Raw genomic sequence first — 24,926 nt, 5'->3', positions numbered from 1 at the left:
CCTGTAGCAGATGAATGATGTCGTTACGATTAACTTAACGATCGATAGCTAAATGATAGATGTGATCCAGGTCACACGTCAATGTATTTTTATAATGCCCGTTAATTTATTTATAAATACCTTATTTTTCAGCACAGTAAGATTAATTTATTTTTATCCTTAATACGCTGGAGACTGAGCGGGTTTATTTTTATAATGGTTGTTCAACAAACCCAACCTGGTACAACGGCACCATGACAACTGCCCCGACAAGTTGCGCAAAAAAAAGCCGTGGCCGACCAAAAGTGTTCGACAGGGAAGCCGCGCTTGATAAGGCCATGACACTCTTCTGGCAACATGGCTACGAAGCGACATCGCTCTCCGATCTCGTTGAAGCAACCGGTGCGAAAGCGCCGACGCTGTATGCGGAATTTACCAACAAGGAAGGGTTATTTCGCGCCGTGCTGGATCGCTACATTAGCCGTTTTGCGGCAAAGCACGAAGCGCAGCTCTTCTGCGAAGAAAAAAGTGTGGAATCGGCGCTCGAAGATTATTTCACCGCCGTTGCAAGCTGCTTTACCAGCAAAGAGACCCCCGCCGGATGCTTTCTGATTAATACGTCCGCGACGCTGGCAGCCTCTTCCCATGATATTGCGCATACGGTCAAATCACGCCATGCGATGCAGGAACAGACCCTGACCCAATTCCTCCGTCAACGACAAGAACGGGGCGAAATTCCAGCACACTGTGATCCGCAAAGTCTGGCGGAGTTTCTGAACTGTATAGTGCAGGGAATGTCGATCAGCGCCCGCGAAGGCGCAACATTCGAGAAGTTGATGTTGATCACCCACACCACGCTAAAACTGTGGCCTGAGATGCTGAAATAGTCCGTTGACCAGGGAACGTTGTTCTCCTGATACTGCTTCGCAACAACACCCGTCGTTGTTGCATGGCAGACGAAAAAAGCCCCTCAGCCTGAGCGAATGAGGGGCAAATGTGCAGAGAACAGCTTTTTTATGCTTTGTTAGTCAAAATGAGCTGACCGTTGTTATCCAGAGGGATCTGCGTTCCAGGATCTTTGTCCATGCGAATTTTCCCCTGCTGGTCACCAATTTTGTAAGTGACATCATAACCCAGCATCTTTTCAGACTTGTCATACACCGTTTTGCAACGCTGCTGCGTTGAAGTGTAAGTGTCATTTTCCTGCATTGAGCCCTGGATCTGGTTACCGGCATAACCGCCGCCCAGCGCACCAACAACCGTAGCAACATCTTTACCGCTACCACCGCCAAACTGATGGCCAATGACACCCCCGGCAACTGCACCCAATACGGAGCCAGCGATACGGTTTTCATCTTTTACCGGTTTACGATGTGTGACTGTAACGTTATGGCACTCCTGACGCGGAGTTTTAACCGTTTCCTTAATCGGTGTCGCAGAAACAACCTGAGCATACTGCGGGCCACGGTCTAAGACATTAAGACCAGCGACAGCCGCGACACCCAGCGCAGCCGCTACGCCAATCCCGATACCCGCCAACATTGATTTATTCACGGGAACTCCTCCTTTTTTGCTATTAGTAACAATTTTGCAACGGGTTGAGGGAGTAAGCAAATCAGACAACGGATGAAAAGTGTGGGTTTGAGCGGCGAAACAGGATGATTCAGAGAACTCTGAAGCGCATAACGACGAATAATGAGAGGGAATTCGTTAAAAATACCCACCGGCACGGATGGCCGGTGAGTAACGCGATCATTAATGCAGTTTCAGACGTGGACGAATCACACGGTTAATACTGCCCACCAGCATCATCAACCCGGTTTTGAAGTAGCCGTGCAATGCAATCTGGTGCATACGATACAGCGAAATATAGACAAAGCGCGCGATGCGCCCTTCCACCATCATTGACCCGCGCGTCAGATTCCCCATCAAACTTCCCACGGTAGAGAAGTTGGACAGCGAAACCAGCGAGCCGTGATCTTTGTACTGGTACGCCTTCAGCGGTTTACCGTTCATCTGCGCCAGGATATTGTTCATCGCGCAGGATGCCATCTGGTGTGCCGCCTGAGCACGTGGCGGCACAAAGCCCCCTTCCGGACGCGCACAGGATGCGCAGTCGCCAATGGCATATACATCAGGATCACGCGAGGTTTGCAGAGTCGGTTCCACCACCAGTTGATTGATACGGTTGGTTTCCAGACCGCCAATATCCTTCATAAAGTCTGGCGCTTTGATGCCTGCTGCCCACACCATCAAATCGGCTTCGATGTATTCGCCATCTTTGGTGTGAAGTCCGCCCTCATCAGCACTGGTCACCATCGTCTGCGTCAACACCCGTACGCCCAGTTTGGTCAATTCGCTATGCGCTGCGCCGGAAATTCGCGGCGGCAATGCTGGCAGGATGCGTTCTCCGGCCTCAACCAATGTCACATTCAGCGCTTCGTTGGTCAGCCCTTTGTAACCGTAACTGTGCAGTTGTTTCACCGCATTATGCAGCTCAGCCGAAAGCTCGACGCCCGTTGCGCCACCGCCGACAATGGCGATGTTAACCTTACCGTTCGCCCCCAGGTTAGCCGAGTATTTCAAAAACAGGTTCAGCATCTCCTGATGGAAACGACGCGCCTGATGCGGGTTATCGAGGAAAATGCAGTGCTCTTTCACGCCAGGCGTATTGAAGTCATTGGACGTACTTCCCAGCGCCATTACCAGCGTGTCATAGGCAATCTTACGCTCCGGCACCAGCAGGTCGCCTTTTTCATCACGCAGTTCGGCAATGGTTATTGTTTTTGCTTCACGATCGATATCCATCACAGACCCGAGCTGAAACTGGAAGCCATGGTTGCGCGCATGCGCCAGATAGCTCAGCGCATCTACACCTTCATCCAGTGAACCGGTCGCCACTTCATGCAGCAGCGGTTTCCACAGATGGCTGTGGTTTCTGTCCACCAGGGTGATTTTCGCTTTTTTCTTGCGGCCCAGTTTTTTGCCCAACTGCGTCGCCATTTCCAGCCCGCCAGCACCACCGCCGACAATCACGATTTTTTTCAATGGTGTAGTCAAGGTGACCCCCTCAAATTAATTAACCAATTGTTAATTAAACGTTATGAATATAGCCTTTAATTAACAACAAGTTACGACAATGAAAAACGACTTCGACAGTGAGAATAACACGAACGGTTCATTGGTCATACCAAAATTGATGTGTATCAAGTTTTCTCGCTGAAAAGTTAAACAACACTTGCCACAGACACAAAAAAACCAGCCCGAAAGCTGGTTTTGCAAAACAGTCTGACCGTCTTAACCCAGGGTCTTAAAGGCTTTGATTCGCTGCAAATGAGGGGAGATATTCTTGAACTTGTGGGTTTGCTCTTCATCCCACACAATTTCATAGAAATGGTGCAGCTCTTCTGACGAGCGTTGGTTGTTCAAGGTTTCATCATGGCGAGAAAGGATCACCAGGCAACGATCGCGGTTCTTTTCCCTAAAGTTGGTAACGCACTTGGTGGCAATATCAGCGTACTCTTCCGGACGGTCGATTTTGCCTTCCATGTTCTCATAAGGGAACAGATTCGGATTAAACACCACCTGGCGAATATCACACAGAAAACCGATCCGTTCCGCCCAGTAGCCACCCAACCCCACACCGCAGATCAAAGGGCGATCGTCCACGTTGAGCTGCAACATTTTGTCCACTTCTTTAAGCAGATGCTGCATATCATGTTTAGGATGCCTCGTGCTGTAGCTGATCAGCCTGACATCCGGGTCAATAAATTGCAGTTGCAGCACTTTCTCGTGGTTACCCGGACTGTTCGAGTCAAAACCGTGTAAATAGATAATCATCGCATCCTCACCAAAACCCGACTCCCGTGAAGGGAGTATTAATGACCTGCTTTCTCTTCCTGCCAGCGTTCATGCAGTTGGATAAGCTGGGCGCTGACGGTTTTCCAGCGCTCAGAATCCATGAGTTCCTGGCGCGAAAATGAACCTTTATGATACAAACGTGTAACACGTTCTGCATTGATCGGCGACAGATTATCTAACACGCTGACCGCACCTTTACGATTATTGCAGACCAGGATCATATCGCAACCTGCATCCAGTGAAGCCTGACCACGTTCTGCGTAGCTGCCCATAATAGCCGCGCCTTCCATCGACAGGTCATCAGAGAAAATCACGCCGTCAAATCCCAGTTCACCGCGCAGTACTGTTTTCAGCCAGTGCGCAGAGCCACTCGCCGGACGCGGATCCACATCGCTGTAAATCACGTGCGCAGGCATAATGGCGTCGAGCTTGTTGTCGGTGATCAACGCCTGAAAGACAGACATATCTTTGGCGCGGATTTCCGCTTCGGGACGAGGGTCGCGAGGTGTTTCTTTATGGGAGTCCGCCGTAACCGCCCCGTGGCCCGGGAAGTGTTTCCCGGTGGTTTTCATTCCCGCCGCATGCATACCCTCAATGAAGCGCGTCGCCATTGCCAACGCTTTTTGGGGATCGGCATGATAAGAACGCTCACCGATGGCCGCGCTGATATGTCCGACATCAAGAACCGGGGCAAAGCTGATATCAATATCCATGGCGATCATTTCACTGGCCATCAGCCAGCCCGCCTCTTGAGCCAACTTCCCGCCCTCTTCCAGCCCCAGCAACGCGGCAAAAGATTGCGCGGCCGGTAAGCGAGTAAAGCCTTCGCGAAAACGCTGCACGCGTCCGCCTTCCTGATCGACCGCGACGACCAGATGATTGCGCGACGCCGCCCGAATTTGGCGCACCAGTTCCCGCAACTGTTCCGGATCATGGTAATTACGGGTGAAGAGAATGAGACCGCCTACCTGCGGATGCGCAAGGATCTCGCGCTCTTCGGCATCCAGTTCAAATCCTTCAACATCCAACATCACTGGGCCCACACTGCTCTCCTTATTTTTTCGTTGTTAGCTGACGCCAGGTTTCATCGGCCAGCCTGATAAATTGTTGTTCACCGGTCTGTTGCCAGCGGTACTCAAACCATCCCGCTTTCAGCATCATCACCCAGGGATGCCACAATCTGACCTGTCGCCAGAGGCATCGGGGATCAATATGCGCGCGTTTAGCATAGGCGGCGACCAACTGTTGATGCTGGGACGCATCATCTACCCACACCGCCGCCAGTTCCAGCGCGATATCACCGTCGCCGGCATATTCCCAGTCAATCAATCGTAACCCTGACGCCGTGTGCACCAGATTGCCGCCATGTACATCCATATGCAATGGCCCGAGACGCAGAGGACGAGGTTCACGCGCTGTTCGCAGGCGTTTTAACCTTCTTAGCCAGTCAGGCGTCCGGCGAGCAGGATCACAACATTGCCAGTATCGCTCCAGCAATGGCAGCAGTGTTACTCGCCAGCCAAAGCATGGTTGCTGATGCAGATGATACAGCAAGCCGGCCAGCGCGTCGGCGTCCGGTAATCCGGATTTTACGTCGCCCGCTAAATAGTCCACGGCCATCCAGCCTGGCGTATAGAATCGGGGCCGGGTGACGAGCGTGTCAGGCAAGCGTGACAGCGCCCGGTACTGTCGTAAAAAATGCGACTCCGGCGCCTGAGGATCATGGTGACAACGAAGAACCAGGCGATGGGTCGCATTTTCAATGATGACGCTCCCGCCGCTTAATCCGCGGTTGTTCGCGGCGACGGGATGGTATTGCGGGAAATAGCGCGACAAAACCTCGTCGCGCGTCAGCCGGTTACTGTTGCTGGACTGCACCTTTACCCGACCAGATTATCTCGCCAGTTTGCACCAGCATGAGCTGCATTTGCAGCGTTGGGGCATTGACGTTACCCGTAGCACTCGAATAGAGCACATACTGCGCGCCAACGTTGCGGGCAATCCCGATGGCTTTACTGCGCGTCCCCAGACTGTCGTGCGGGGACAAACCTAGTTGTTGTTTCGCCAGTGATAACTGCTGCACTGAGACCAGCGTAAATTTGCCGTTATTCGCCAACGCATTGCGTAACGTTTCCGTTGCTTCACCCGCATTGAGGGAGCCATTGGTACGGTTGTTTACGCTGTCGACCAGCAGAACATTTCCTGCCGCGATCCCGCCTGCCTGCAACATTTTGCCGACCATCGGTTGCATGGCGCCGTTCCAGTCATAGTGACGAACGCGCGGCGCGGGTTGCGCTGTCTGATCTTCATGCTCAATAGGACCCGGCTGCTGAGGAACCGTCGGCACCGTCGGCACAACGGGCACTGGTTGCTCCGGCTGAACAGGTTGCTCAGGTGTCGGTTTTGCCTCATCGACCGGTGCCGGTTGTTCTCGTTGGGCCACACAACCCGAGAGGAATATCGCCAGCGCAGCTACCAGTGCGTAGCGATGTATTTTAGTTATCAAGATTCACCTCTTACAAATAAAGATAAAGTCTAACTTTGTGCGCCCCCAGATAATTGGCGCTTCCGTATAGCGTAACCGGCGAGTGCGCCGGGATGGTTACGCTACGCGGCTTCTCCAGAGGGTGCATTTCCAGTCCTCTGGCGTCATACCAATAAAAACGATAATGAACGGTAACGGGTTCTTGTCTTTCGTTATAAAGTCGCGAGGAGGCAGAAGTCTGAATATCGGACGTCGTCAACGCCGGAGGCTCAGCGGTGATCCCCGCCGCCAGTAACGTTGATTCCATGACCAGAGTCTGCTCATCACTCACCGGTATTTCAGGATGTGAGCGGCAACCGACGAGTAACAACACAGCCAAAGACAGCGCAACGCATCCTCTCGTCATCATCAGAGACCTTTATGCGCAAGCATTGGACCCAGTGCGCGACCGCCTAACAGGTGCATATGGATGTGATACACCTCTTGTCCACCATGGCGATTGGTATTCATGATTAAACGATAGCCGTCATCAGCAATACCTTCCTGTTCGGCGATTTTCGCCGCCACCGTGATCATCCGACCCAGCGCCTGCTCGTGCTCAGCCGTAACGTCATTCACCGTTGGGATCAGAATATTAGGAATAATGAGGATATGTGTCGGTGCCTGGGGAGAGATATCACGAAATGCAGTGACCAGTTCATCCTGATAAACGATATCCGAGGGAATTTCACGACGGATGATTTTGCTGAAAATAGTTTCTTCTGCCACGACGTTTTCCTTTTTCATAATTAGCCCTTACGTTTCACCATGCTACGCTGAGCCACATTGCGAGTATAGAGTATGAGCGAGTTACTCAATCTCTTTCAACTTTAACCCGCGATTTTTAAGTAAAAGCGTATCTGGTGCTGCGCTTATAGCCATTTCCCCCTTTTGAAGCAACCCCGCCGTTTCTGGCGAACCGTCTGGCGGACACAAAAAAAAACCGGCACACATCGTGTACCGGTTTTAGAGGAACATTTGAAACGGGTTAGTCGAAGCGCAGCTGCGGCAGCACGTCCTTCACCTGGGCCAGGTAATCACGACGATCCGATCCTGTCAGCCCTTCAGTACGCGGTAGTTTCGCCGTCAGCGGGTTCACCGCCTGCTGGTTGACCCATACTTCGTAGTGCAGATGCGGACCGGTTGATCTTCCGGTATTCCCTGAAAGCGCAATGCGATCGCCGCGTTTCACTTTTTGCCCCGGTTTCACCAACAGTTTACGCAAGTGCATATATCGGGTGGTGTAGGTGCGTCCATGACGGATCGCCACATAGTAACCCGCCGCACCGCTGCGTTTTGCCACGACGACTTCACCGTCACCCACCGACAGTACCGGCGTACCTTGCGGCATAGCGAAATCGACGCCTTTATGTGGCGCAACACGCCCGGTAACCGGATTCAGACGACGAGGGTTAAAGTTGGACGAAATGCGGAACTGTTTCGCCGTCGGGAAACGCATAAATCCTTTGGCAAGTCCGGTACCATTGCGATCGTAGAACTTACCGTCCTCGGCGCGAATTGCGTAGTAGTCTTTACCGTCAGAACGTAACCGAATGCCCAATAACTGGCTTTGCTCACGTTTGCCATCCAACATCTCACGTGACATCAGTACCGAGAATTCATCGCCTTTTTTCAGTTTGCGGAAGTCCATCTGCCACTGCATAGCTTTGATTACGGCACTGATTTCCGCGCTGGTGAGTCCTGCCTCTTTCGCACTGGAGACAAAACTGCCGCCGACGGTGCCTTTCATCAGGCTGTTAACCCAGTCACCTTGCTGCATCTCGCTGCTCATCTTAAAGCCATTGGCAGCCGTACGATCGTAAGTCCGGGTTTCGCGGCGGGAGACTTCCCAGGTTAAACGCTGTAAATCGCCGTCTGCGGTTAGTGTCCAGGAGAGTTGTTGACCAATTTTCAGGTTACGCAATTCTTTGTCTGCGGCAGCGAGCTGGCTGATATCGCCCATCTCAATGCCGTACTGGTTCAGAATGCTACTCAGCGTATCGCCGGTGGAGACCACATATTCGTGGACACCCACCTCATCTGAGGTTTTGTCATCCAGTTCATCCTGAGGAATCGCTTCATCTTCCTGCGCAGCCTGATCGATAGGTTCGCTCGCCTCAGGCAGCAGCGACCGAATCTCAGTTTTCTCCAGTTCGATGGTTTTAACGATAGGCGCGGACTCTGGATGATAAACGTATGGGCGCCACACCGCGACAGCAAGTGTCAGAACAGTAAGAGACCCCAGCATAACGCGATGGGGTCTGGGCAGATTATTAAATGCCAGGGCGACAGAGCGGGCTATCTGTTGCACGTATTCACTTCCTCGTTAATCTCCTTTCAGGCAGCTCGCATACTGGTTCGCTAATTGAGTCAGAAACGCTGAATAGCTCGTTTTACCCAGTGTAATACGCGTTCCGAGGGGATCCAACGTTCCCATTCGAACGGATGTCCCTCTCGCAACGGCTTCAACGACCGCTGGCCTGAACTGTGGCTCAGCAAAAACGCAGGTTGCTTTTTGCTCAACCAACTGTGTTCGTATTTCATGTAAACGCTGCGCACCAGGTTGAATCTCAGGGTTGACGGTGAAGTGACCAAGCGGCGTCAGTCCGAAGTGTTTTTCGTAGTAACCATAAGCGTCGTGAAAAACGAAATACCCTTTCCCCTTGAGCGGTGCGAGCTCGTTACCGACCTGTTTATCGGTTTGGGCTAATTGTGCCTCAAAATCCTTCAGGTTGGCGTCAAGTTTGGCTCGACTTTGCGGCATAAGTTCCACTAATTTTTCGTGGATTGCAACCGCTGAAGCCCGCGCTATCTCTGGGGAAAGCCAAAGATGCATGTTGTAGTCGCCGTGATGGTGATGGTCGTCACCTTTTTCATCATGAGCAGGCTTATGGTCATGCCCGTCATCATCATCATCCCCCCCTTTCATGAGCAACGGTTTCACTGATGGAAGCTGCGCAATCGTGACCTGTTTTGCCTCGGGAATGTTCTTTACTGACTTTTCCATGAACGCTTCCATCTCCGGACCAATCCAGACCACTAAGTCCGCGCCCTGTAAGCGTTTTACGTCGGAGGGACGCAGTGAGTAATCATGTTCCGAGGCACCATCCGGCAATAAAACCTCGGTCTCTGTTACACCCTCTGCAATCGCGGAAGCGATAAAACCCAGCGGCTTAAGAGAGGTGACGACAGCGGCATTTGCGGCGTGTGTTGCACTCCCCCAAAGAGCAGCGGATAATGCTGCGAAAAGAAGCGTATTTTTATGTAACATAATGCAACTAATCATCGTAATGAATATGTGGAATGTGATATTATAACATTCTATAACTTCTGCAAGCCTAAAATTGACATGACGACTTTGGTTTCACTGGAAAATGTCTCGGTTTCTTATGGTCAACGCCGCGTCCTTTCTGACGTGTCGCTTGAACTCAGACCCGGAAAAATTTTGACTCTCCTTGGCCCTAATGGTGCTGGAAAGTCCACCCTGGTACGCGTGGTATTAGGGCTCGTAACACCTGATGAAGGCGTTATCAAGCGCAGCGGTCAACTGCGCGTCGGCTATGTCCCGCAGAAACTGTTTCTCGATACCACCCTCCCCCTCACTGTAAACCGTTTTTTACGCTTACGTCCTGGCACGCATAAATCAGACATTCTTCCTGCGCTAAAACGCGTTCAGGCAGGTCATTTGATTAATGCGCCCATGCAAAAATTATCCGGCGGGGAAACGCAACGAGTCCTGTTGGCACGCGCATTATTGAATCAACCGCAATTGCTGGTGCTGGATGAACCGACGCAGGGCGTCGACGTCAATGGTCAGGTGGCTCTTTACGATCTCATTGACCAGTTGCGTCGCGAACTCGACTGCGCGGTGTTGATGGTATCGCATGACCTACACCTGGTGATGGCCAAAACAGACGAAGTACTGTGTCTGAATCACCACATTTGCTGCTCTGGCACACCGGAAATTGTCTCAATGCACCCGGAGTTTATCTCCATGTTTGGGCCGCGCGGGGCAGAGCAATTAGGCATTTATCGCCATCATCATAATCATCGCCATGATTTACAGGGCCGTATCGTATTACGCCGGGGAAATGGTCACTCATGATTGAATTCTTGTTACCTGGCTGGTTCGCCGGGATCATGCTGGCCTGCGCCGCAGGTCCGCTGGGCTCGTTCGTGGTCTGGCGTCGAATGTCATATTTTGGCGATACGCTGGCGCATGCTTCGCTGTTAGGCGTGGCATTTGGTCTGCTGCTGGATGTCAATCCGTTTTACGCGGTTATCGCCGTCACGCTGATACTTGCGGCTGGTTTGGTGTGGCTTGAGAAGCGCCCTCATCTTGCTATCGATACGCTGCTGGGCATTATGGCGCACAGCGCCCTGTCGCTGGGTCTGGTGGTGGTCAGCCTGATGTCGAACATTCGTGTCGATTTGATGGCTTATCTGTTTGGCGATTTACTGGCAGTAACGCCTGAAGATCTGATCTCCATCGCCGTTGGCGTCATCATTGTTCTGGCGATTTTGTTCTGGCAGTGGCGCAATTTGCTGTCCATGACCATCAGCCCAGACCTGGCGTTTGTGGATGGGGTGAAAATTCAGCGCGTGAAACTGCTGCTGATGCTGGTGACGGCATTAACCATCGGGGTGGCAATGAAGTTTGTCGGCGCGCTGATCATCACATCATTACTGATTATCCCCGCCGCTACGGCGCGTCGATTTGCCCGCACGCCAGAGCAGATGGCGGGCGTTGCGGTGATTGTAGGAATGGTAGCGGTTACAGGCGGGCTGACCTTTTCTGCATTTTACGATACGCCTGCCGGCCCTTCGGTCGTTCTGTGCGCGGCACTGCTGTTTATCCTCACCATGATGAAAAAACAGGCCAACTGAGGCCTGTTTTTTTACCGGATGCGCTGTCTTTATTGGCCGGATGAGATGTGGGCATCGCTACCCGGCGCTACGCTCAGGGCATTTCCGGCGGCGTAATCCCAAAGTGATTCCACGCACGAACCGTCGCCATACGCCCTCGAGGAGTGCGCTGTAAAAAGCCCTGTTGAATCAGATAAGGTTCCAGCACGTCCTCAATGGTTTCGCGCTCTTCACCGATAGCCGCAGCCAGGTTATCCAGCCCGACAGGTCCACCGAAGAACTTATCAATCACCGCCAGCAACAGTTTGCGATCCATATAGTCGAACCCTTCCGCATCAACGTTGAGCATATCCAACGCCTGAGCGGCAATATCCGCCGAGATGGTGCCGTCATGCTTCACTTCGGCAAAGTCACGCACGCGGCGCAGCAGACGGTTGGCGATACGCGGCGTACCGCGCGCGCGGCGGGCGACTTCCAGCGCGCCTTCATCACTCATCTCCAGCCCCATATAGCGAGCGCTACGTCCGACGATATGCTGTAGATCCGCAACCTGGTAAAACTCCAGGCGTTGAACGATACCAAAACGATCGCGCAGCGGGGAGGTTAATGAACCGGCACGGGTGGTTGCGCCAATCAGGGTAAACGGAGGCAGATCGATTTTTATCGAACGCGCCGCAGGGCCTTCACCAATCATGATATCAAGCTGATAGTCCTCCATCGCCGGGTACAAGACCTCTTCGACCACCGGAGACAGGCGGTGAATTTCGTCGATAAACAGAACATCGTGAGGTTCGAGGTTGGTGAGCATCGCCGCCAGATCCCCTGCTTTCTCCAGCACCGGGCCGGAGGTGGTGCGCAGGTTTACCCCCATTTCATTGGCAACAATGTTCGCCAGCGTGGTTTTACCCAGACCCGGCGGGCCGAAAATCAGCAGATGGTCGAGCGCATCACCGCGCAGCTTTGCCGCCTGGATAAAAATCTCCATTTGCGAGCGTACCTGCGGCTGGCCAATATACTCCGCCAACAGTTTGGGACGAATCGCCCGGTCTGCCACATCTTCTGGCAACGTGCTTTCTGCTGAAATCAGGCGGTCTGCTTCTATCATCCTCTACCTCACAGCGCGGCGCGGAGCGCTTCGCGGATCATTGTTTCACTGCTGGCATCCGGGCGGGCAATTTTGCTGACCATCCGGCTGGCTTCCTGAGGTTTATAGCCCAGCGCCACCAGCGCGGCAACCGCTTCCTGTTCCGCATCATCCGTAGCCGGGCTGGCCGGAGAGGTCAGCACCAGATCAGCGGCAGGCGTAAACAGATCGCCATGCAAACCTTTGAAACGATCTTTCATTTCGACAATCAAACGTTCAGCCGTTTTCTTACCAATACCCGGCAGTTTGACCAGCGCGCCTAGCTCTTCGCGTTCAACCGCATTCACAAACTGTTGCGCCGACATGCCGGAGAGGATTGCCAGTGCCAGCTTAGGGCCAACGCCGTTAGTTTTGATCAATTCTTTAAACAGGGTACGTTCCTGTTTATTGTTAAAGCCATACAGCAGTTGGGCATCTTCACGCACCACAAAATGGGTGAAGATAATCGCCTCCTGCCCCGCTTCCGGCAGTTCATAGAAGCAGGTCATCGGCATATGGACTTCATAGCCGACACCGCCCGTCTCCAGCAGCACTAACGGGGGTTGTTTTTCGAGAATAATGCCTCTGAGTCTGCCTATCACATGACGCTCCTGCGTTAATGGCTAAAAAGGTAATGCGATATCATAAAAAAAGGCTGGATATTTATCCAGCCTGATTTGTTATTATCGTAGTCGTCCACGCGCCAGATTGAGCCTGGAGTCGCTCATATGCATCGCGTTTTGGCTCACGTGGCAGTGGGTGATCGCAATCGCCAGCGCATCGGCGGCATCCGCCTGCGGGTTAGCAGGGAGTTTAAGCAAGGTACGCACCATATGCTGCACCTGGCTTTTCTCCGCGCTGCCAATCCCGACGACGGTTTGCTTGACCTGACGTGCCGCATATTCAAACACCGGCAGATCCTGATTCACAGCAGCGACAATCGCCACACCACGTGCCTGACCCAATTTGAGCGCCGAATCCGCGTTCTTCGCCATAAATACCTGCTCAATGGCAAAGTAGTCCGGCTGAAACTGGGTAATGATTTCCGACACACCTGCATAAATCAGCTTCAGGCGCGACGGTAAATCATCCACTTTAGTACGAATGCATCCGCTGCCCAGGTAGGTCAGTTGCCTGCCCACCTGGCGGATCACGCCATAACCGGTGATGCGCGACCCCGGGTCAATGCCGAGAATAATAGACATCACGCATCTCCTGTTATCTTATCGCTCAACCACGTCATTCTAAGGTAGCAGCAACCTCATCGGAGATTTCACCGTTGTGGTAAACTTCCTGCACGTCATCACAATCTTCCAGCATGTCGATCAGACGCATCAGTTTAGGTGCGGTTTCCGCATCCATGTCCGCTTTAGTCGACGGGATCATTGAGACTTCAGCGCTGTCGGCTTTCAGACCGGCGGCTTCCAGAGCGTCACGCACTTTGCCCATCTCTTCCCACGCGGTATAGACGTCAATCGCGCCATCGTCGTAGGTCACAACGTCTTCAGCACCAGCTTCCAGCGCAGCTTCCATGATGGTGTCTTCGTCGCCCTTTTCAAAGGAGATAACGCCTTTTTTGCTGAACAGATACGCTACGGAACCGTCGGTACCCAGGTTACCGCCGGTTTTGCTGAATGCGTGACGCACTTCCGCAACCGTACGGTTACGGTTGTCGGACAAACATTCAATCATCACCGCGGTGCCGCCTGGACCATAACCTTCATAGATGATGGTTTCCATATTTGTATCTTCATCACCGCCCACGCCACGCGCGATTGCACGGTTCAGTGTGTCACGCGTCATGTTGTTAGACAGCGCTTTATCTATAGCTGCACGCAGACGTGGGTTAGCGTCCGGATCGCCGCCACCCAGCTTGGCGGCCGTCACCAGCTCACGAATGATCTTGGTGAAAATCTTGCCGCGCTTAGAATCCTGCGCTGCTTTGCGATGTCTGGTGTTGGCCCATTTACTATGACCTGCCATAAATAATATCTCCAAAAAGCGCGCCTTCTCAGGCGACGTTAATTACAAACTCTTCAATCGCCTGCCGGTTACTCCACGACTTGGTTAACTGTGCAGCCTCGTGCGCATTAACCCAACGATAGGTCAAATGTTCGGTGAACACGATCTCTCGTTCAGAGGGGAGTGCCAGGCAAAACCAGGATTCGGTATTACGTTCGATTCCCGGCGCATAGCGATGACGTAAATGGCTAAAAATCTCGAACTCCACCGTGCGCTGGCAGTCTATTAAGGTCAGTTGCTCTTTCGCAACATCAATGGTGACCTCTTCCTTTACTTCGCGCATGGCGGCTTGCGACGCGGTTTCACCCTCTTCCAGACTGCCTGTGACCGACTGCCAGAAATCAGGATCGTCGCGTCGCTGTAACATCAGCACCCGCTTCGTATCTTCTGCAAAAATAACAACCAGAACCGAAACGGGACGCTTATACACTTTATCCTTCACGCTGCCTCTTTGTTGGCTGCCATCGTTCATCCCATTCACATAGTTATCTATGCTCATGGGTATTCACTCAGTTGCCGCCGCGATGCAACGCGAATGATTTCGTGTACAGCAGCCATATCAGTTATTCTCGGCCTTCTTCACAACCTGAATGCTCAGTTCCGCCAGCGCCGCTTCATTAGCAAAGCTTGGCGCTTCAGTCATCAGGCAGGCTGCAGCCGTGGTTTTCGGGAAGGCAATAACGTCACGAATGTTATCGGTGCCCGTCAGCAGCATGGTCAGACGATCCAGACCAAACGCCAGGCCTGCATGCGGCGGCGTACCGTATTTCAGCGCATCCAGCAGGAAGCCGAATTTCTCGCGCTGCTCTTGTTCGTTAATGCCCAGAATTCCAAACACGGTTTGCTGCATGTCGCCGTTGTGGATACGAACAGAGCCGCCACCCACTTCGTAGCCGTTAATAACCATATCGTAAGCATTGGCAACGGCATCTTCCGGCGCGGCGCTCAACTCAGCAGCCGTCATGTCTTTCGGTGCAGTAAACGGATGGTGCATCGCCGTCAGACCACCTTCGCCGTCGTCTTCAAACATCGGGAAGTCGATGACCCACAACGGTGCCCATTTGGTTTCGTCGGTCAGGTTCAGATCTTTACCCAGTTTGAGGCGCAGCGCGCCCATAGAGTCAGCAACCACTTTCTTGTTGTCGGCGCCGAAGAAAATCATATCGCCATCTTGCGCAGCGGTACGATCCAAAATCGCTTCCACGATTTCCGCGTTCAGGAATTTGGCAACAGGGCTGGTGATCCCTTCCAGACCTTTCGCGCGTTCAGTCACTTTAATATACGCCAGACCTTTCGCTCCGTAGATCTTAATAAAGTTACCGTAGTCGTCGATTTGCTTACGGCTTAAGCTGGCACCACCCGGCACTCGCAGAGCAGCAACGCGGCCTTTTGGATCGTTCGCCGGACCGGAGAATACGGCGAAATCGACGGACTTCAGCAGATCGGCAACGTCCACCAATTCCATCGGGTTACGCAGATCCGGTTTATCGGAACCGTAACGACGTTCAGCCTCGGCGAAAGTCATGATTGGGAAATCACCCAGATCCACACCTTTCACTTCCAGCCACAGATTACGCACCAGCGCTTCCATCACTTCACGCACCTGCGGTGCCGTCATGAAGGAGGTTTCCACATCGATCTGGGTAAATTCAGGCTGGCGATCGGCACGTAAGTCTTCGTCCCGGAAGCATTTTACGATCTGATAGTAACGGTCAAAGCCAGACATCATCAGCAGCTGTTTGAACAACTGAGGAGACTGCGGCAGCGCGTAGAATTTACCTTTGTGAACGCGCGAAGGCACCAGATAGTCACGCGCGCCTTCCGGCGTGGCTTTGGTCAGCATGGGGGTTTCGATATCGAGGAAACCGTGGTCGTCCATAAAACGACGCACCAGACTGGTAATTTTGGCACGCGTTTTCAGACGCTGCGCCATTTCCGGACGACGCAGATCCAGATAGCGATATTTCAGACGAGCTTCTTCGGTATTAACGTGATTAGAGTCCAGCGGCAGTGATTCTGAACGGTTGATGATGGTCAGATCGGACGCCAGTACTTCAATTTCGCCAGTCGCCATATCGGCGTTAACGTTCTTTGCGTCACGCGCACGTACGGTACCCGTAACCTGGATGCAGAACTCATTACGCAGTTCGGAGGCCAGCTTTAATGCGTCCGCACGATCCGGATCGAAAAATACCTGCACGATACCTTCGCGGTCGCGCATATCGATAAAGATCAGGCTACCAAGATCACGACGACGGTTGACCCAACCACACAGAGTCACTTGCTGCCCCTCGTGGGACAGACGTAACTGTCCGCAATATTCTGTACGCATGAGATATCCCTTAACTTTGCCGCAGGCGGAGTGTCGCCTGCCTCGCAGGTGACGAAGTCGCAGCGTTAGCTGAATGTCACAACTGAATGAAAAAAGGCGGCTATTATACTGGAAATTCTGCCGCACGATAAGAGTCTATCCCATCCAGGCTCGATTACTTACCACTTTGAACCAGAACAGACTCCGAACCCGGCATTGACTGTACGCGTGTTTGCGACACAGGTATTGCGTATACGCAAAAAAATTAACAAAATTTGTTGCCCCACACCTCAAACACCGTGACTAAGATAGACCGCAATAGCGTTGAAAATACGGGAGTCATCATGCTGGAACTGAACGCCTCTACCACCGCGCTGGTGGTCATTGATTTACAGGAGGGCATTTTACCCTTCGCCGGAGGCCCACATACCGCACCAGACGTCGTGGAACGCGCCGCCCGACTGGCGGAAAAATTCCGTGCTCACGGCTCACCGGTGGTGATGGTGCGTGTCGGCTGGTCGCCGGATTACGCAGAAGCCTTAAAACAGCCCGTCGATGCGCCATCCCCTGCGAAAGCGTTGCCGGAAAACTGGTGGCGCTACCCGGCAGCATTGGGCAAAGCCGACAGCGATATTGAGATCACTAAACGCCAGTGGGGGGCGTTTTACGGCACTGATCTGGAACTGCAACTGCGCCGTCGCGGCATTGACACGCTCGTCCTGTGCGGAATAGCCACCAATATCGGCGTAGAATCCACGGCCCGCAACGCCTGGGAACTGGGCTTTCGGCTGGTCATTGTCGAAGATGCCTGCAGCGCAGGAAGTCCCGAGCAACACCAAAGCAGCGTAACGCACATTTTCCCGCGCATTGCCCGCGTGCGTCGCGTGGAAGAGATCCTGCAGGCGCTATGATTTACATCGGATTGCCACAATGGTCGCACCCAAAATGGCTGCGACTGGGGATAACCAGTCTTGAAGATTATGCCCGCCACTTCAATTGCGTGACGCGGCTATTTTAAAAATCACTAAAGAACGCCCAAGAGCATGTGTATTCTTTAGCTTAATCATAGGCATATAAATACAACTCATATGAAAATCACCAAAGTTTACATGAGTAGAAATGCCCCACCAATGCCCCAAACCGTCCCAAAAATCACTTTTCTGCCCCATCCATGCCCCAAAGTTCTCTTCTGAAATGCTGTATGCTTAACCGTTGACACTGTATAAGTTAGGGTCTTCCCCTGTTGTGGTGGGCGGTACATAATTGATTAATGTTCATACACCACACAGTGCCTTTATGGTGTCTCTTTTTACATGAGATGGAATTCTTATGAGTGTGCCGCAAACAAAAGCTGAACTACTTTTAGCTATTGATAAAAATTTTAGCAAATTAATTAGTTACCTCAACGCAATCCCACCAGAAGTTACTTCAGATAAATCAATGGATGGACACGCCAAAGGAACGGAAATGAGTGTATGTGACCTCGTTTCGTATCTGCTTGGATGGAATGCTCTTGTTGTAAAGTGGATCACTTCTGATGCTAAAGGTCTGCCTGTCGATATCCCCCATTGCATCAGAAGTTCCGTTCGACCTGGCAGGATTTGGGAAACAACGCCCCAACTAACGGGTCGTGGTCGGCTACTCCAGCGACCCGAATGTGGCCACTGTTGACGCCGCACCAGTGCGGCAATACCCTATTTATTCTTCATAAATGCATATTTATGATAAAAACCACAACCATATTGCTCTTTTTTTACGTATTGTGATTTCGTCTATAACCTCCATGAGCCGAGGCTGTGGGAACAAAGGGCCTGCATAACAACAAAACGATGCCAGGCCAAGCTGAACATCACAAGGACCTCAACATGAATCAATCATTGCCGCTGTTAACACCGCTGCGGGGTATTGCTGCCCTAATGGTGGTGCTGTTCCACGCCAGGTTGTTGCTGTTTCCTCAGTGGAAGGAGTCGATCGCCGAAGTGACTCAACTTATCGAGAACGGCTACCTCTGGGTCGATCTCTTCTTCATTCTGAGCGGGCTGGTACTGGCCCACGTCTATGGGGAGGTCTGTCGCGGCCCTGGTCGCACCATCGGCTATGGTCGATTTCTCTGGCTGCGACTGACCCGAGTCTACCCCCTCTATCTCGTTACTCTGTTGTTGCTGGTTGGATGGGAACTCTATAAGGCCCAGCATCAGATAGGCTTCTTTGCAGGCCCCCTATTCAAGATGTGGGAGTGGGAAGGCATGCCGCCCTTCGGCTCCCCGTTCACGCCGGTAGAAGCTCTGCCGAGCGCCTTCTTGCTGCTGCAGGTGGTCACAGACCATGGGTTGACCTGGAACTTCGCCGCCTGGTCCCTGAGCGTAGAGTGGATAAGCTACCTGCTGTTCCCGCTGTTCATTCCGCTTGCGGTCACCCGCAACCGCTGGAGCCATCTCACCCCGCTGCTGGCATTCATGGTGCTTGCGTTTATCGTTCACCGCCAGGGCACCCTGGACGTCACCAGCGGGGTGCTGGCGGTAGGGCGAGGGATGAGTGAATTCGTGCTTGGGCTCTGGCTGCTGCCCAGGATCAAGGCAAGCTTGCATCTGCCCATTATGAGGCGGGATTTGCCGCTGTTGCTGGCTTTTGCCCTGCCCTGGGTGCTGCTGCAATTTACCATGACGCCATCATTGACCCTGTTGCTGATTGGTTCCTACGTTCTGCTGATCTGGATTGCTGCGGCGCAGGCTGAGCGCCAGAGTCTGCTGCTGTGCCTACTCGACAATCGTGTCACCAACTGGCTGGGGGATCTCTCCTACTCTCTCTATCTTTGGCACGTTCTGGTGTTACTCACAGGCTGCGAACTTATCCACTATCTAGCTCCAGAATTCACCGACTGGTGGTATGCCCAGACCAATCCACTGTTGGGGATCCTCGCGACCCTCTCGGTACTGACACTGCTGCTGGCCATATCCTGGCTGAGTTACGCAGGTTTTGAGCGACCGATACAGCGCAGGCTGCGCCGTTGGCAGGGCGTTAAACGGCTGTGGCCACAGTCAGTGAAGCAAGAGAAGTAAATCGGCGACACTGTGTTCCATCAAATTAACTACATGATGCCGGTGAAGCGGTATTCTGGCGGGTGGATAAATCGGCAAATTACGATGCACTTGATGAGTTGGCTCGTGGATGTGCAGATCTGTCGAAGGCAGAAAATCAGTGGGATGAAACGATGAGAACCGCGGGTTCGCTGAAGCTGGGAACCATCCATGCTTCAGAACTCATTAGCTCACTACTCAAAAGCTCACGACCGTCCGGGCTGGCCATCATGGAGGTGGGGCGCGTCAACAAGACACTGTATGTTCTTAATTATATTGATGATGAAGATTATCGTCGCCGGATCCTGACGCAACTCAATCGGGGAGAGGGTCGCCATGCAGTAGCGCGGACAATTTGTTACGGACAGCGCAGGGGCTCTGTTGCAAAGATCTGGTGACTGTTAGTCTGAACGGGGAAGTTTTGGGGAATTACTGGGGAATAATGCCGTCAAATCTTGCAACCGAGTCGTTATCGAACGCTATGATTTGCGAATAATTTCAGTTTAGGAATTCATCAATTCACAAAGTCATCATTCCGGTTTACCTTACAAGCTCCTTTTTAAATCATTACCGGTGCGCACCACTTTTTCTCCCTGCCCTATACTTTCAGTCTGACATCTGGCTGGAGGTTTCTATGTGCGGGCGCTTTTCACAGTCAATGACGCGTGAAGACTATCTCTCCATACTCTCAGAAGAAGCCGAACGCGACATCCCATACGATCCAGAACCTATTAGACGATTCAACGTCGCGCCAGGCACCAAAGTCCTGTTGCTGAGCGAACGTGACGAACAGTTGCATCTTGATCCCGTGTTCTGGGGCTATGCGCCAGGATGGTGGGATAAATCACCGCTGATTAATGCCCGTGTTGAAACTGCGGCCACCAGCCGGATGTTTAAGCCGCTGTGGCTACATGGCCGGGCAATTGTATTTGCTGATGGCTGGTTTGAATGGAAGACCGAAGGCGGTAAAAAACAACCCTACTTCATTCATCGTATCGACGGTCAGCCATTATTTATGGCCGCCATTGGCAGTACACCATTTGAATGTGGTGATGAGGCTGAGGGGTTCCTGATTGTCACTACTGCAGCGGATAAAGGGCTGGTAGATATTCATGATCGCCAGCCGCTGGTGCTGTCACCGGAAGCTGCTCGTGAGTGGATGCGGCAGGATATTGGAGGAAAAGAAGTGGAGCAAATTGTAGAAGATGGAGCTGTATCTGCTGAAAACTTTACCTGGCATGCAGTATCCCGCGCCGTAGGGAACGTAAAAAACCAAGGTTCTGAATTGATTGACTCTGTTAATAATTGAATAAGTTCATCAGTGCAGAAACTGCTGTTGTTCTGAGTAAACCGACTCTGACCGTCAGCTTCGTGCCAGAAACGGACAATGCCATTTAGCGTGCGGTTAAAGATGCGATATATAGATTTTAGGTTAAATGTTAGTAGCTGTAGGGGCAGTCGAAGAGGTTCGCTGAAGCTATCTCAGAATAGCAGTAACGATGCCACTGAACACAGAACCCGTCATAAAGGCGTGCTCCGTAAGAATCTCCTCTTTGCGCATGTCCGCGAGCCTGGCAAGTGCGCTTTCAGCATCAGTCGCGAGGACTTCTTCAAAGAGCTTCTCCCAGCCGTCTCTGGCAAGTTGCGCGGATTTTTCCGCGTCAGAACTGTCCAAGGCGGAGACTTGATTCCCTTTCTTATAAAAACAGTATTCTGGCATGTGATGCTCCAAGACAGTATGAACGCAGAAATAACATATCTAATCGAACAGGTTTCGTACAGCGGAGTTTTCAGTAGGCCAGATTCAGCATTGAGATTTTGCGCTATGTAGCCGTTAGATCGTAAAGGCATGAAAGGTTTTATTCCGCTCCTCGCTCATAGCCGACTTTCAGTTATGAGCGACCCCAAACATAGAACGTCGTTAGATAAATCGCCGTTAATGCAAGTTACCTCACCACCAGCAAATCTGAGTAACGAGTGGTATAACGTGGAGACAGCATTTCTCTTTTCATCTGCCACTGTGGCTGGATACCCTGTCCGGCAAAGTACAGAGTCCCCCTGCCGTCTTTCGCGTTGAGCTTATCCAGTACCTCCATCAGCTTCTCACTGCCCGGGCGCGGCGCGTTATCATCGAACAAGTTGAGCTGGGCAATGCCCTGACTGAAAAAATCACCCAGCATCACCCCTGCTTTCTGATACCGATAACCGTCTTTCCATATTGCGTCCAGACAACGGATGGCGGCACTGATGATGTCACGGCTGTCCTGCGTGGGCGTCAGCAGCTTCACGGAGGCATTATTACCGTAATAGGGTTCGTTCAGTGCGAACGGGCTGGTCTTCACAAATGCCGAGATAAAACGGCAATACTGGTGCTCGCCACGCAGCTTCTCTGCCGCCCGTGAGGCATAGCTACAGATCGCCTGGCGCATTTCTTCATACTCCGTGATACGACTGCTAAAAGAGCGGGAACAGATAATTTCCTGTTTCACTGGCGCGAATTCTTCCAGCGCCAGGCAGGGTTCTCCGCGTAACTCACGCACCGTGCGTTCAAGCACGACGTTAAAATGTTTACGGATAAAACGGATGTCGGTATCAGCGAGCTGCAGAACGGTCTGGATCCCCATCGCCTCCAGTTTTTTCGAGATCCGCCGACCGATACCCCAGACTTCATCAACCGGCAGCGCGGCCATCAGTTTGCGCTGCCGGTCGACATTGGACAAATCCACCACCCCGCCCGTCTGCCGCTGCCATTGTTTGGCTGCGTGGTTGGCCAGTTTGGCCAGCGTCTTGGTCTGGGCAATGCCAACACCCACTGTCAGATGCGTGCGCTGCAAAACAGTAGCCCGGATTTCACGGCCAAAATCAGTCAAATCGCGACAGTTACGTACACCAGTGAGGTCACAAAATGCCTCGTCTATCGAGTAGATTTCACAGCGCGGTGCCATTTCTTCCAGCGTGGTCATCACCCGGTTAGACATATCCGCATACAGCTCATAGTTGCTACTGAAGTAGAGTACCCCGTGGCGGCGGAAAAGATCCTTCTGCCTGAAGTACGGCTCTCCCATTTTGATACCCAGTTTCTTTGCCTCTGCGCTGCGTGCAATAACACACCCGTCATTGTTGGAAAGCACCACAACCGGCCGACCTTTTAGATCCGGGCGAAATACGGTTTCACAGGAGGCATAGAACGAGTTCACATCACACAGCGCGTACATGATCAGCCCGTCGATTTCACGATGAACGTCACCACACCAAAAACATCGAGCGTTTCTTCGCTCCCGATGATGATTGGTGACCAGGCGCGGTTTTCAGGATTAAGCTGGACTGTTGGCCGTAGCTGCAAGCGCTTGACTGTAAATTCCCCGTCCACCGCAGCAATAACGATATCGCCGTGCTCTGCCTTGCGTGAACTGTCCACCACCAGTAAATCGCCTTCACCGATCCCGGCATCAATCATCGAGTCACCGGATGCCTTAACGAAATACGTGGCGCTAGGGTGCTGTATCAGTAGCTCGTTAAGATCGATACGCTGTTCAACGTAATCTGCTGCGGGGCTTGGAAAACCACAGGGTACAAGGTCGCCATAGAGTGGAAGCGGCTGCACTGCACGCAACCCGGAGGGAGTGAAAAACTGCATCATAATCACCGTCAATTAATACTGTTATTATATACAGTAGATTTTATTTGAGCGGAGATCAATGACATTAGCCACCATCGATCATCATCATTGCATAACTCAATGATTTACCTGGTTGCCGGATTTTTTCCCGTTATTCAAGTTCGAGGTTCAGAGCAAACCCCTGAGTAGTGAGGTTCATGTTCAGACGAGATATATGACAGTTCACGCTCCGCATGTGCTGTTTAACGACACCGGATATTCCAGCAGGCCCGGTTGCGATTCGGGAAATACCAGCGGCGATTGTGTCAGGTCTGCTGACTGGATGAACTGAGCCAGCGTCACGGCGTATTGCTGAAGTTCTGCCAGAACGTCCTGCTGGCTTTGGGTTAGCGCAATACCCTGTGCTACGGCGCTTTGCAGCGGGCACTGTGCACGAACCACTCGTAGCATCAGGTCGTTATAAATGGCGACGTTGGCACGAATATTAGCCTGCATCTGCTGATCTGCGTCTGTTACCCATTGCGAGCCATTCCACACCGGATAAGGCACACTTGACGGTGATTGCGTGGTTGAACCTGCCGGATACGGTCCGGGAAAATTGATATAAATTTCCGTCGCGTCTGCTGTATCCCAGACTGTTTCACCGCGATGGTCCTCTGTGCTACGCCAGGTTCCGGAATCAATATCGAACGTCAGAACATAACCTGCCAGTGGCTCCGCGTCCGGAGCTGTGAGGGTGCAGTTCGCGGGTATATCGTCAACCATCGCATCGGCTGCCCCGATATAAATCATGGTATCCGGGGCATACCCGTAGACCCGGATAATAGTTACTGTGGCCGGGGCGTCATCCTGCATCAGCCATACCTGGTTTGTTTCATCAAATACTGTCACTTTACCTTCCGGAATATCAGGCGGTGCCACGGTAGTACAGTATTTCGGGAGCTGGTTTTTCACTGCGTTGCTTTTACCAATAAGTTTTTTTGAATCTGACAGATAATTCCAGATATCGATAATTTCAGTTTTCATTACGCAGTCCTTACCCAGACCATGACCAATATTGATTTTGGAATGATTGAAACAGGTGTTGTGCCACCATCTGCCGCGCCGCCAGCATTGCCGGTGGCAGCGGGTAATGTGTGACTGTGAGCTGGTACAGTGACAGTGTGAGTATGTGCACCTATGGATGTGGTATGGGTGTGAGATCCAGAACTGGATGTATTGGCTGGAGTCTGGTCATTCCGTGGAACTCCGAAGTCTGCCTCGCCTGACTGCACCCCGCCACCATATGGGATAGTGTGGGTATGTGCCCCCTGACTATCTGTACCCTTACTCCCGTAATCAAACGATGAGGATGTGGCACTGGTAGCCGTGGAGCTGCCGGTACTGCCACCGATACTATGACTATGAACCGGTGTCTGTTCTGCCGTCAGTGTGACGGAATCAGCACCAACCGTGGAGCCTGCGTCTGAGCCATCCGCTTTAGCGGTGCGCAGGGTCAGACCTTCGCCAAGGTATACCCATGTGGTGCCTGGCCATTTGATATT

26 protein-coding genes and 3 pseudogenes are annotated in these 24,926 nt (G+C 52.3%); 9 read left to right on the top strand and 20 right to left on the bottom strand.

Features of this window, described 5'->3' with window-relative positions; translation table 11 throughout:
* Positions 1–233: 233 nt before the first annotated feature.
* Positions 234–866 carry a TetR family copper-responsive transcriptional repressor ComR gene (gene comR / locus CJP72_RS22970; RefSeq protein ID WP_162383576.1) on the top strand — a complete coding sequence of 211 codons (633 nt, stop codon included), beginning with the start codon at positions 234–236 and terminating at the stop codon, positions 864–866.
* Between the two features lie 127 nt (positions 867–993).
* On the opposite strand, the gene CJP72_RS22965 is transcribed toward comR, so the two are convergent.
* From CJP72_RS22965 to znuA, 10 genes are all read right to left on the bottom strand, one after another.
* A complete protein-coding gene (locus CJP72_RS22965) occupies positions 994–1,533 on the bottom strand; it encodes a glycine zipper 2TM domain-containing protein (protein ID WP_162383575.1) in 540 nt (179 codons plus the stop codon).
* A gap of 201 nt (positions 1,534–1,734) precedes the next feature.
* A complete protein-coding gene (gene ndh, locus CJP72_RS22960; protein WP_162383574.1) occupies positions 1,735–3,039 on the bottom strand; it encodes an NADH-quinone dehydrogenase in 1,305 nt (434 codons plus the stop codon).
* 237 nt (positions 3,040–3,276) lie between these two features.
* Positions 3,277–3,819, bottom strand: coding sequence for an alpha/beta hydrolase YcfP (ycfP, locus tag CJP72_RS22955; RefSeq protein WP_162383573.1), 543 nt, complete (start codon positions 3,817–3,819; stop codon positions 3,277–3,279).
* A 38-nt stretch (positions 3,820–3,857) separates the two neighbouring features.
* On the bottom strand, positions 3,858–4,883 hold the full coding sequence (gene nagZ / locus CJP72_RS22950) for a beta-N-acetylhexosaminidase (RefSeq protein WP_162383572.1): 1,026 nt from the start codon (positions 4,881–4,883) through the stop codon (positions 3,858–3,860).
* A gap of 10 nt (positions 4,884–4,893) precedes the next feature.
* The gene (gene thiK, locus CJP72_RS22945; RefSeq protein WP_162383571.1) at positions 4,894–5,718 is read right to left on the bottom strand and encodes a thiamine kinase; all 825 of its coding nucleotides are present in this window, start codon (positions 5,716–5,718) and stop codon (positions 4,894–4,896) included.
* Positions 5,699–6,343 carry a penicillin-binding protein activator LpoB gene (lpoB, locus tag CJP72_RS22940; protein ID WP_162383581.1) on the bottom strand — a complete coding sequence of 215 codons (645 nt, stop codon included), beginning with the start codon at positions 6,341–6,343 and terminating at the stop codon, positions 5,699–5,701. Before lpoB ends, thiK begins: the two co-directional genes overlap by 20 nt.
* 13 nt (positions 6,344–6,356) lie before the next feature.
* Positions 6,357–6,731, bottom strand: coding sequence for a YcfL family protein (locus CJP72_RS22935; RefSeq protein WP_162383580.1), 375 nt, complete (start codon positions 6,729–6,731; stop codon positions 6,357–6,359).
* Positions 6,732–6,733: 2 nt separating this feature from the next.
* On the bottom strand, positions 6,734–7,093 hold the full coding sequence (gene hinT / locus CJP72_RS22930) for a purine nucleoside phosphoramidase (RefSeq protein ID WP_162383579.1): 360 nt from the start codon (positions 7,091–7,093) through the stop codon (positions 6,734–6,736).
* A gap of 259 nt (positions 7,094–7,352) precedes the next feature.
* Positions 7,353–8,675 (bottom strand): murein DD-endopeptidase MepM, encoded by a 1,323-nt coding sequence (gene mepM / locus CJP72_RS22925; protein ID WP_162383570.1) that lies wholly within the window; start codon positions 8,673–8,675, stop codon positions 7,353–7,355.
* Between the two features lie 15 nt (positions 8,676–8,690).
* Positions 8,691–9,635 (bottom strand): zinc ABC transporter substrate-binding protein ZnuA, encoded by a 945-nt coding sequence (gene znuA / locus CJP72_RS22920; protein ID WP_162383569.1) that lies wholly within the window; start codon positions 9,633–9,635, stop codon positions 8,691–8,693.
* Between the two features lie 78 nt (positions 9,636–9,713).
* On the opposite strand from znuA, the gene znuC reads away from it, so the two are divergent.
* Both znuC and znuB read left to right on the top strand, forming a co-directional pair.
* On the top strand, positions 9,714–10,469 hold the full coding sequence (znuC, locus tag CJP72_RS22915) for a zinc ABC transporter ATP-binding protein ZnuC (RefSeq protein WP_162383568.1): 756 nt from the start codon (positions 9,714–9,716) through the stop codon (positions 10,467–10,469).
* Entirely contained in the window at positions 10,466–11,251 is a 786-nt protein-coding gene (gene znuB, locus CJP72_RS22910; protein WP_162383567.1) for a zinc ABC transporter permease subunit ZnuB, read from the top strand. Before znuC ends, znuB begins: the two co-directional genes overlap by 4 nt.
* Before the next feature lie 73 nt (positions 11,252–11,324).
* Here the strand turns inward: znuB and ruvB are convergent, their stop codons facing one another.
* The 6 genes from ruvB to aspS all read right to left on the bottom strand — a co-directional run bounded on the left by ruvB (position 11,325) and on the right by aspS (position 16,707).
* A complete protein-coding gene (ruvB, locus tag CJP72_RS22905; RefSeq protein ID WP_162383566.1) occupies positions 11,325–12,335 on the bottom strand; it encodes a Holliday junction branch migration DNA helicase RuvB in 1,011 nt (336 codons plus the stop codon).
* A gap of 8 nt (positions 12,336–12,343) precedes the next feature.
* On the bottom strand, positions 12,344–12,955 hold the full coding sequence (gene ruvA / locus CJP72_RS22900; protein WP_162383565.1) for a Holliday junction branch migration protein RuvA: 612 nt from the start codon (positions 12,953–12,955) through the stop codon (positions 12,344–12,346).
* Positions 12,956–13,036: 81 nt separating this feature from the next.
* Positions 13,037–13,558, bottom strand: coding sequence for a crossover junction endodeoxyribonuclease RuvC (gene ruvC, locus CJP72_RS22895; RefSeq protein ID WP_162383564.1), 522 nt, complete (start codon positions 13,556–13,558; stop codon positions 13,037–13,039).
* 34 nt (positions 13,559–13,592) lie between these two features.
* Positions 13,593–14,336, bottom strand: coding sequence for a YebC/PmpR family DNA-binding transcriptional regulator (locus tag CJP72_RS22890; RefSeq protein ID WP_162383563.1), 744 nt, complete (start codon positions 14,334–14,336; stop codon positions 13,593–13,595).
* A 28-nt stretch (positions 14,337–14,364) separates the two neighbouring features.
* Positions 14,365–14,817 carry a dihydroneopterin triphosphate diphosphatase gene (gene nudB / locus CJP72_RS22885; RefSeq protein ID WP_162383578.1) on the bottom strand — a complete coding sequence of 151 codons (453 nt, stop codon included), beginning with the start codon at positions 14,815–14,817 and terminating at the stop codon, positions 14,365–14,367.
* 117 nt (positions 14,818–14,934) lie between these two features.
* Positions 14,935–16,707: an aspartate--tRNA ligase gene (gene aspS, locus CJP72_RS22880; RefSeq protein ID WP_162383562.1), complete on the bottom strand. Its 1,773-nt coding sequence runs from the start codon at positions 16,705–16,707 to the stop codon at positions 14,935–14,937.
* A 323-nt stretch (positions 16,708–17,030) separates the two neighbouring features.
* Here aspS and CJP72_RS22875 point away from each other — a divergent pair, with 323 nt between their 5' ends.
* From CJP72_RS22875 to CJP72_RS22855, 6 genes and pseudogenes are all read left to right on the top strand, one after another.
* The gene (locus tag CJP72_RS22875) at positions 17,031–17,597 is read left to right on the top strand and encodes a hydrolase (protein WP_162383561.1); all 567 of its coding nucleotides are present in this window, start codon (positions 17,031–17,033) and stop codon (positions 17,595–17,597) included.
* Positions 17,594–17,689 (top strand): annotated as a pseudogene (locus CJP72_RS25695) (hypothetical protein); the annotation flags it as partial. The gene CJP72_RS22875 and the pseudogene CJP72_RS25695, both read left to right, overlap by 4 nt.
* A 326-nt stretch (positions 17,690–18,015) precedes the next feature.
* Positions 18,016–18,252 (top strand): annotated as a pseudogene (locus tag CJP72_RS22870) (ClbS/DfsB family four-helix bundle protein); the annotation flags it as partial.
* Positions 18,253–18,551: 299 nt separating this feature from the next.
* Positions 18,552–19,745, top strand: coding sequence for an acyltransferase family protein (locus tag CJP72_RS22865; protein ID WP_162383560.1), 1,194 nt, complete (start codon positions 18,552–18,554; stop codon positions 19,743–19,745).
* A gap of 29 nt (positions 19,746–19,774) precedes the next feature.
* A pseudogene (locus tag CJP72_RS22860) lies at positions 19,775–20,152 on the top strand (Tn3 family transposase); the annotation flags it as partial.
* Between the two features lie 245 nt (positions 20,153–20,397).
* Positions 20,398–21,072, top strand: coding sequence for an SOS response-associated peptidase (locus tag CJP72_RS22855; RefSeq protein ID WP_162383559.1), 675 nt, complete (start codon positions 20,398–20,400; stop codon positions 21,070–21,072).
* 168 nt (positions 21,073–21,240) lie between these two features.
* On the opposite strand, the gene CJP72_RS22850 is transcribed toward CJP72_RS22855, so the two are convergent.
* From CJP72_RS22850 to CJP72_RS22835, 4 genes are all read right to left on the bottom strand, one after another.
* Positions 21,241–21,483, bottom strand: coding sequence for a hypothetical protein (locus tag CJP72_RS22850; protein ID WP_162383558.1), 243 nt, complete (start codon positions 21,481–21,483; stop codon positions 21,241–21,243).
* A 226-nt stretch (positions 21,484–21,709) separates the two neighbouring features.
* A complete protein-coding gene (locus CJP72_RS22845; RefSeq protein WP_162383557.1) occupies positions 21,710–22,978 on the bottom strand; it encodes a Y-family DNA polymerase in 1,269 nt (422 codons plus the stop codon).
* 2 nt (positions 22,979–22,980) lie between these two features.
* Positions 22,981–23,400: a translesion error-prone DNA polymerase V autoproteolytic subunit gene (locus tag CJP72_RS22840; RefSeq protein WP_162383577.1), complete on the bottom strand. Its 420-nt coding sequence runs from the start codon at positions 23,398–23,400 to the stop codon at positions 22,981–22,983.
* A 204-nt stretch (positions 23,401–23,604) separates the two neighbouring features.
* Positions 23,605–24,408 (bottom strand): tail fiber assembly protein, encoded by an 804-nt coding sequence (locus CJP72_RS22835; protein WP_162383556.1) that lies wholly within the window; start codon positions 24,406–24,408, stop codon positions 23,605–23,607.
* Positions 24,409–24,926 lie beyond the last annotated feature (518 nt).

It is taken from the genome of Citrobacter sp. NCU1 (assembly GCF_010231475.1).
Classification (GTDB): domain Bacteria; phylum Pseudomonadota; class Gammaproteobacteria; order Enterobacterales; family Enterobacteriaceae; genus Citrobacter_D.
The sequence above is the reverse complement of the archived record's forward strand: the minus strand, read 5'-3'. Positions and strand labels throughout refer to the sequence as shown.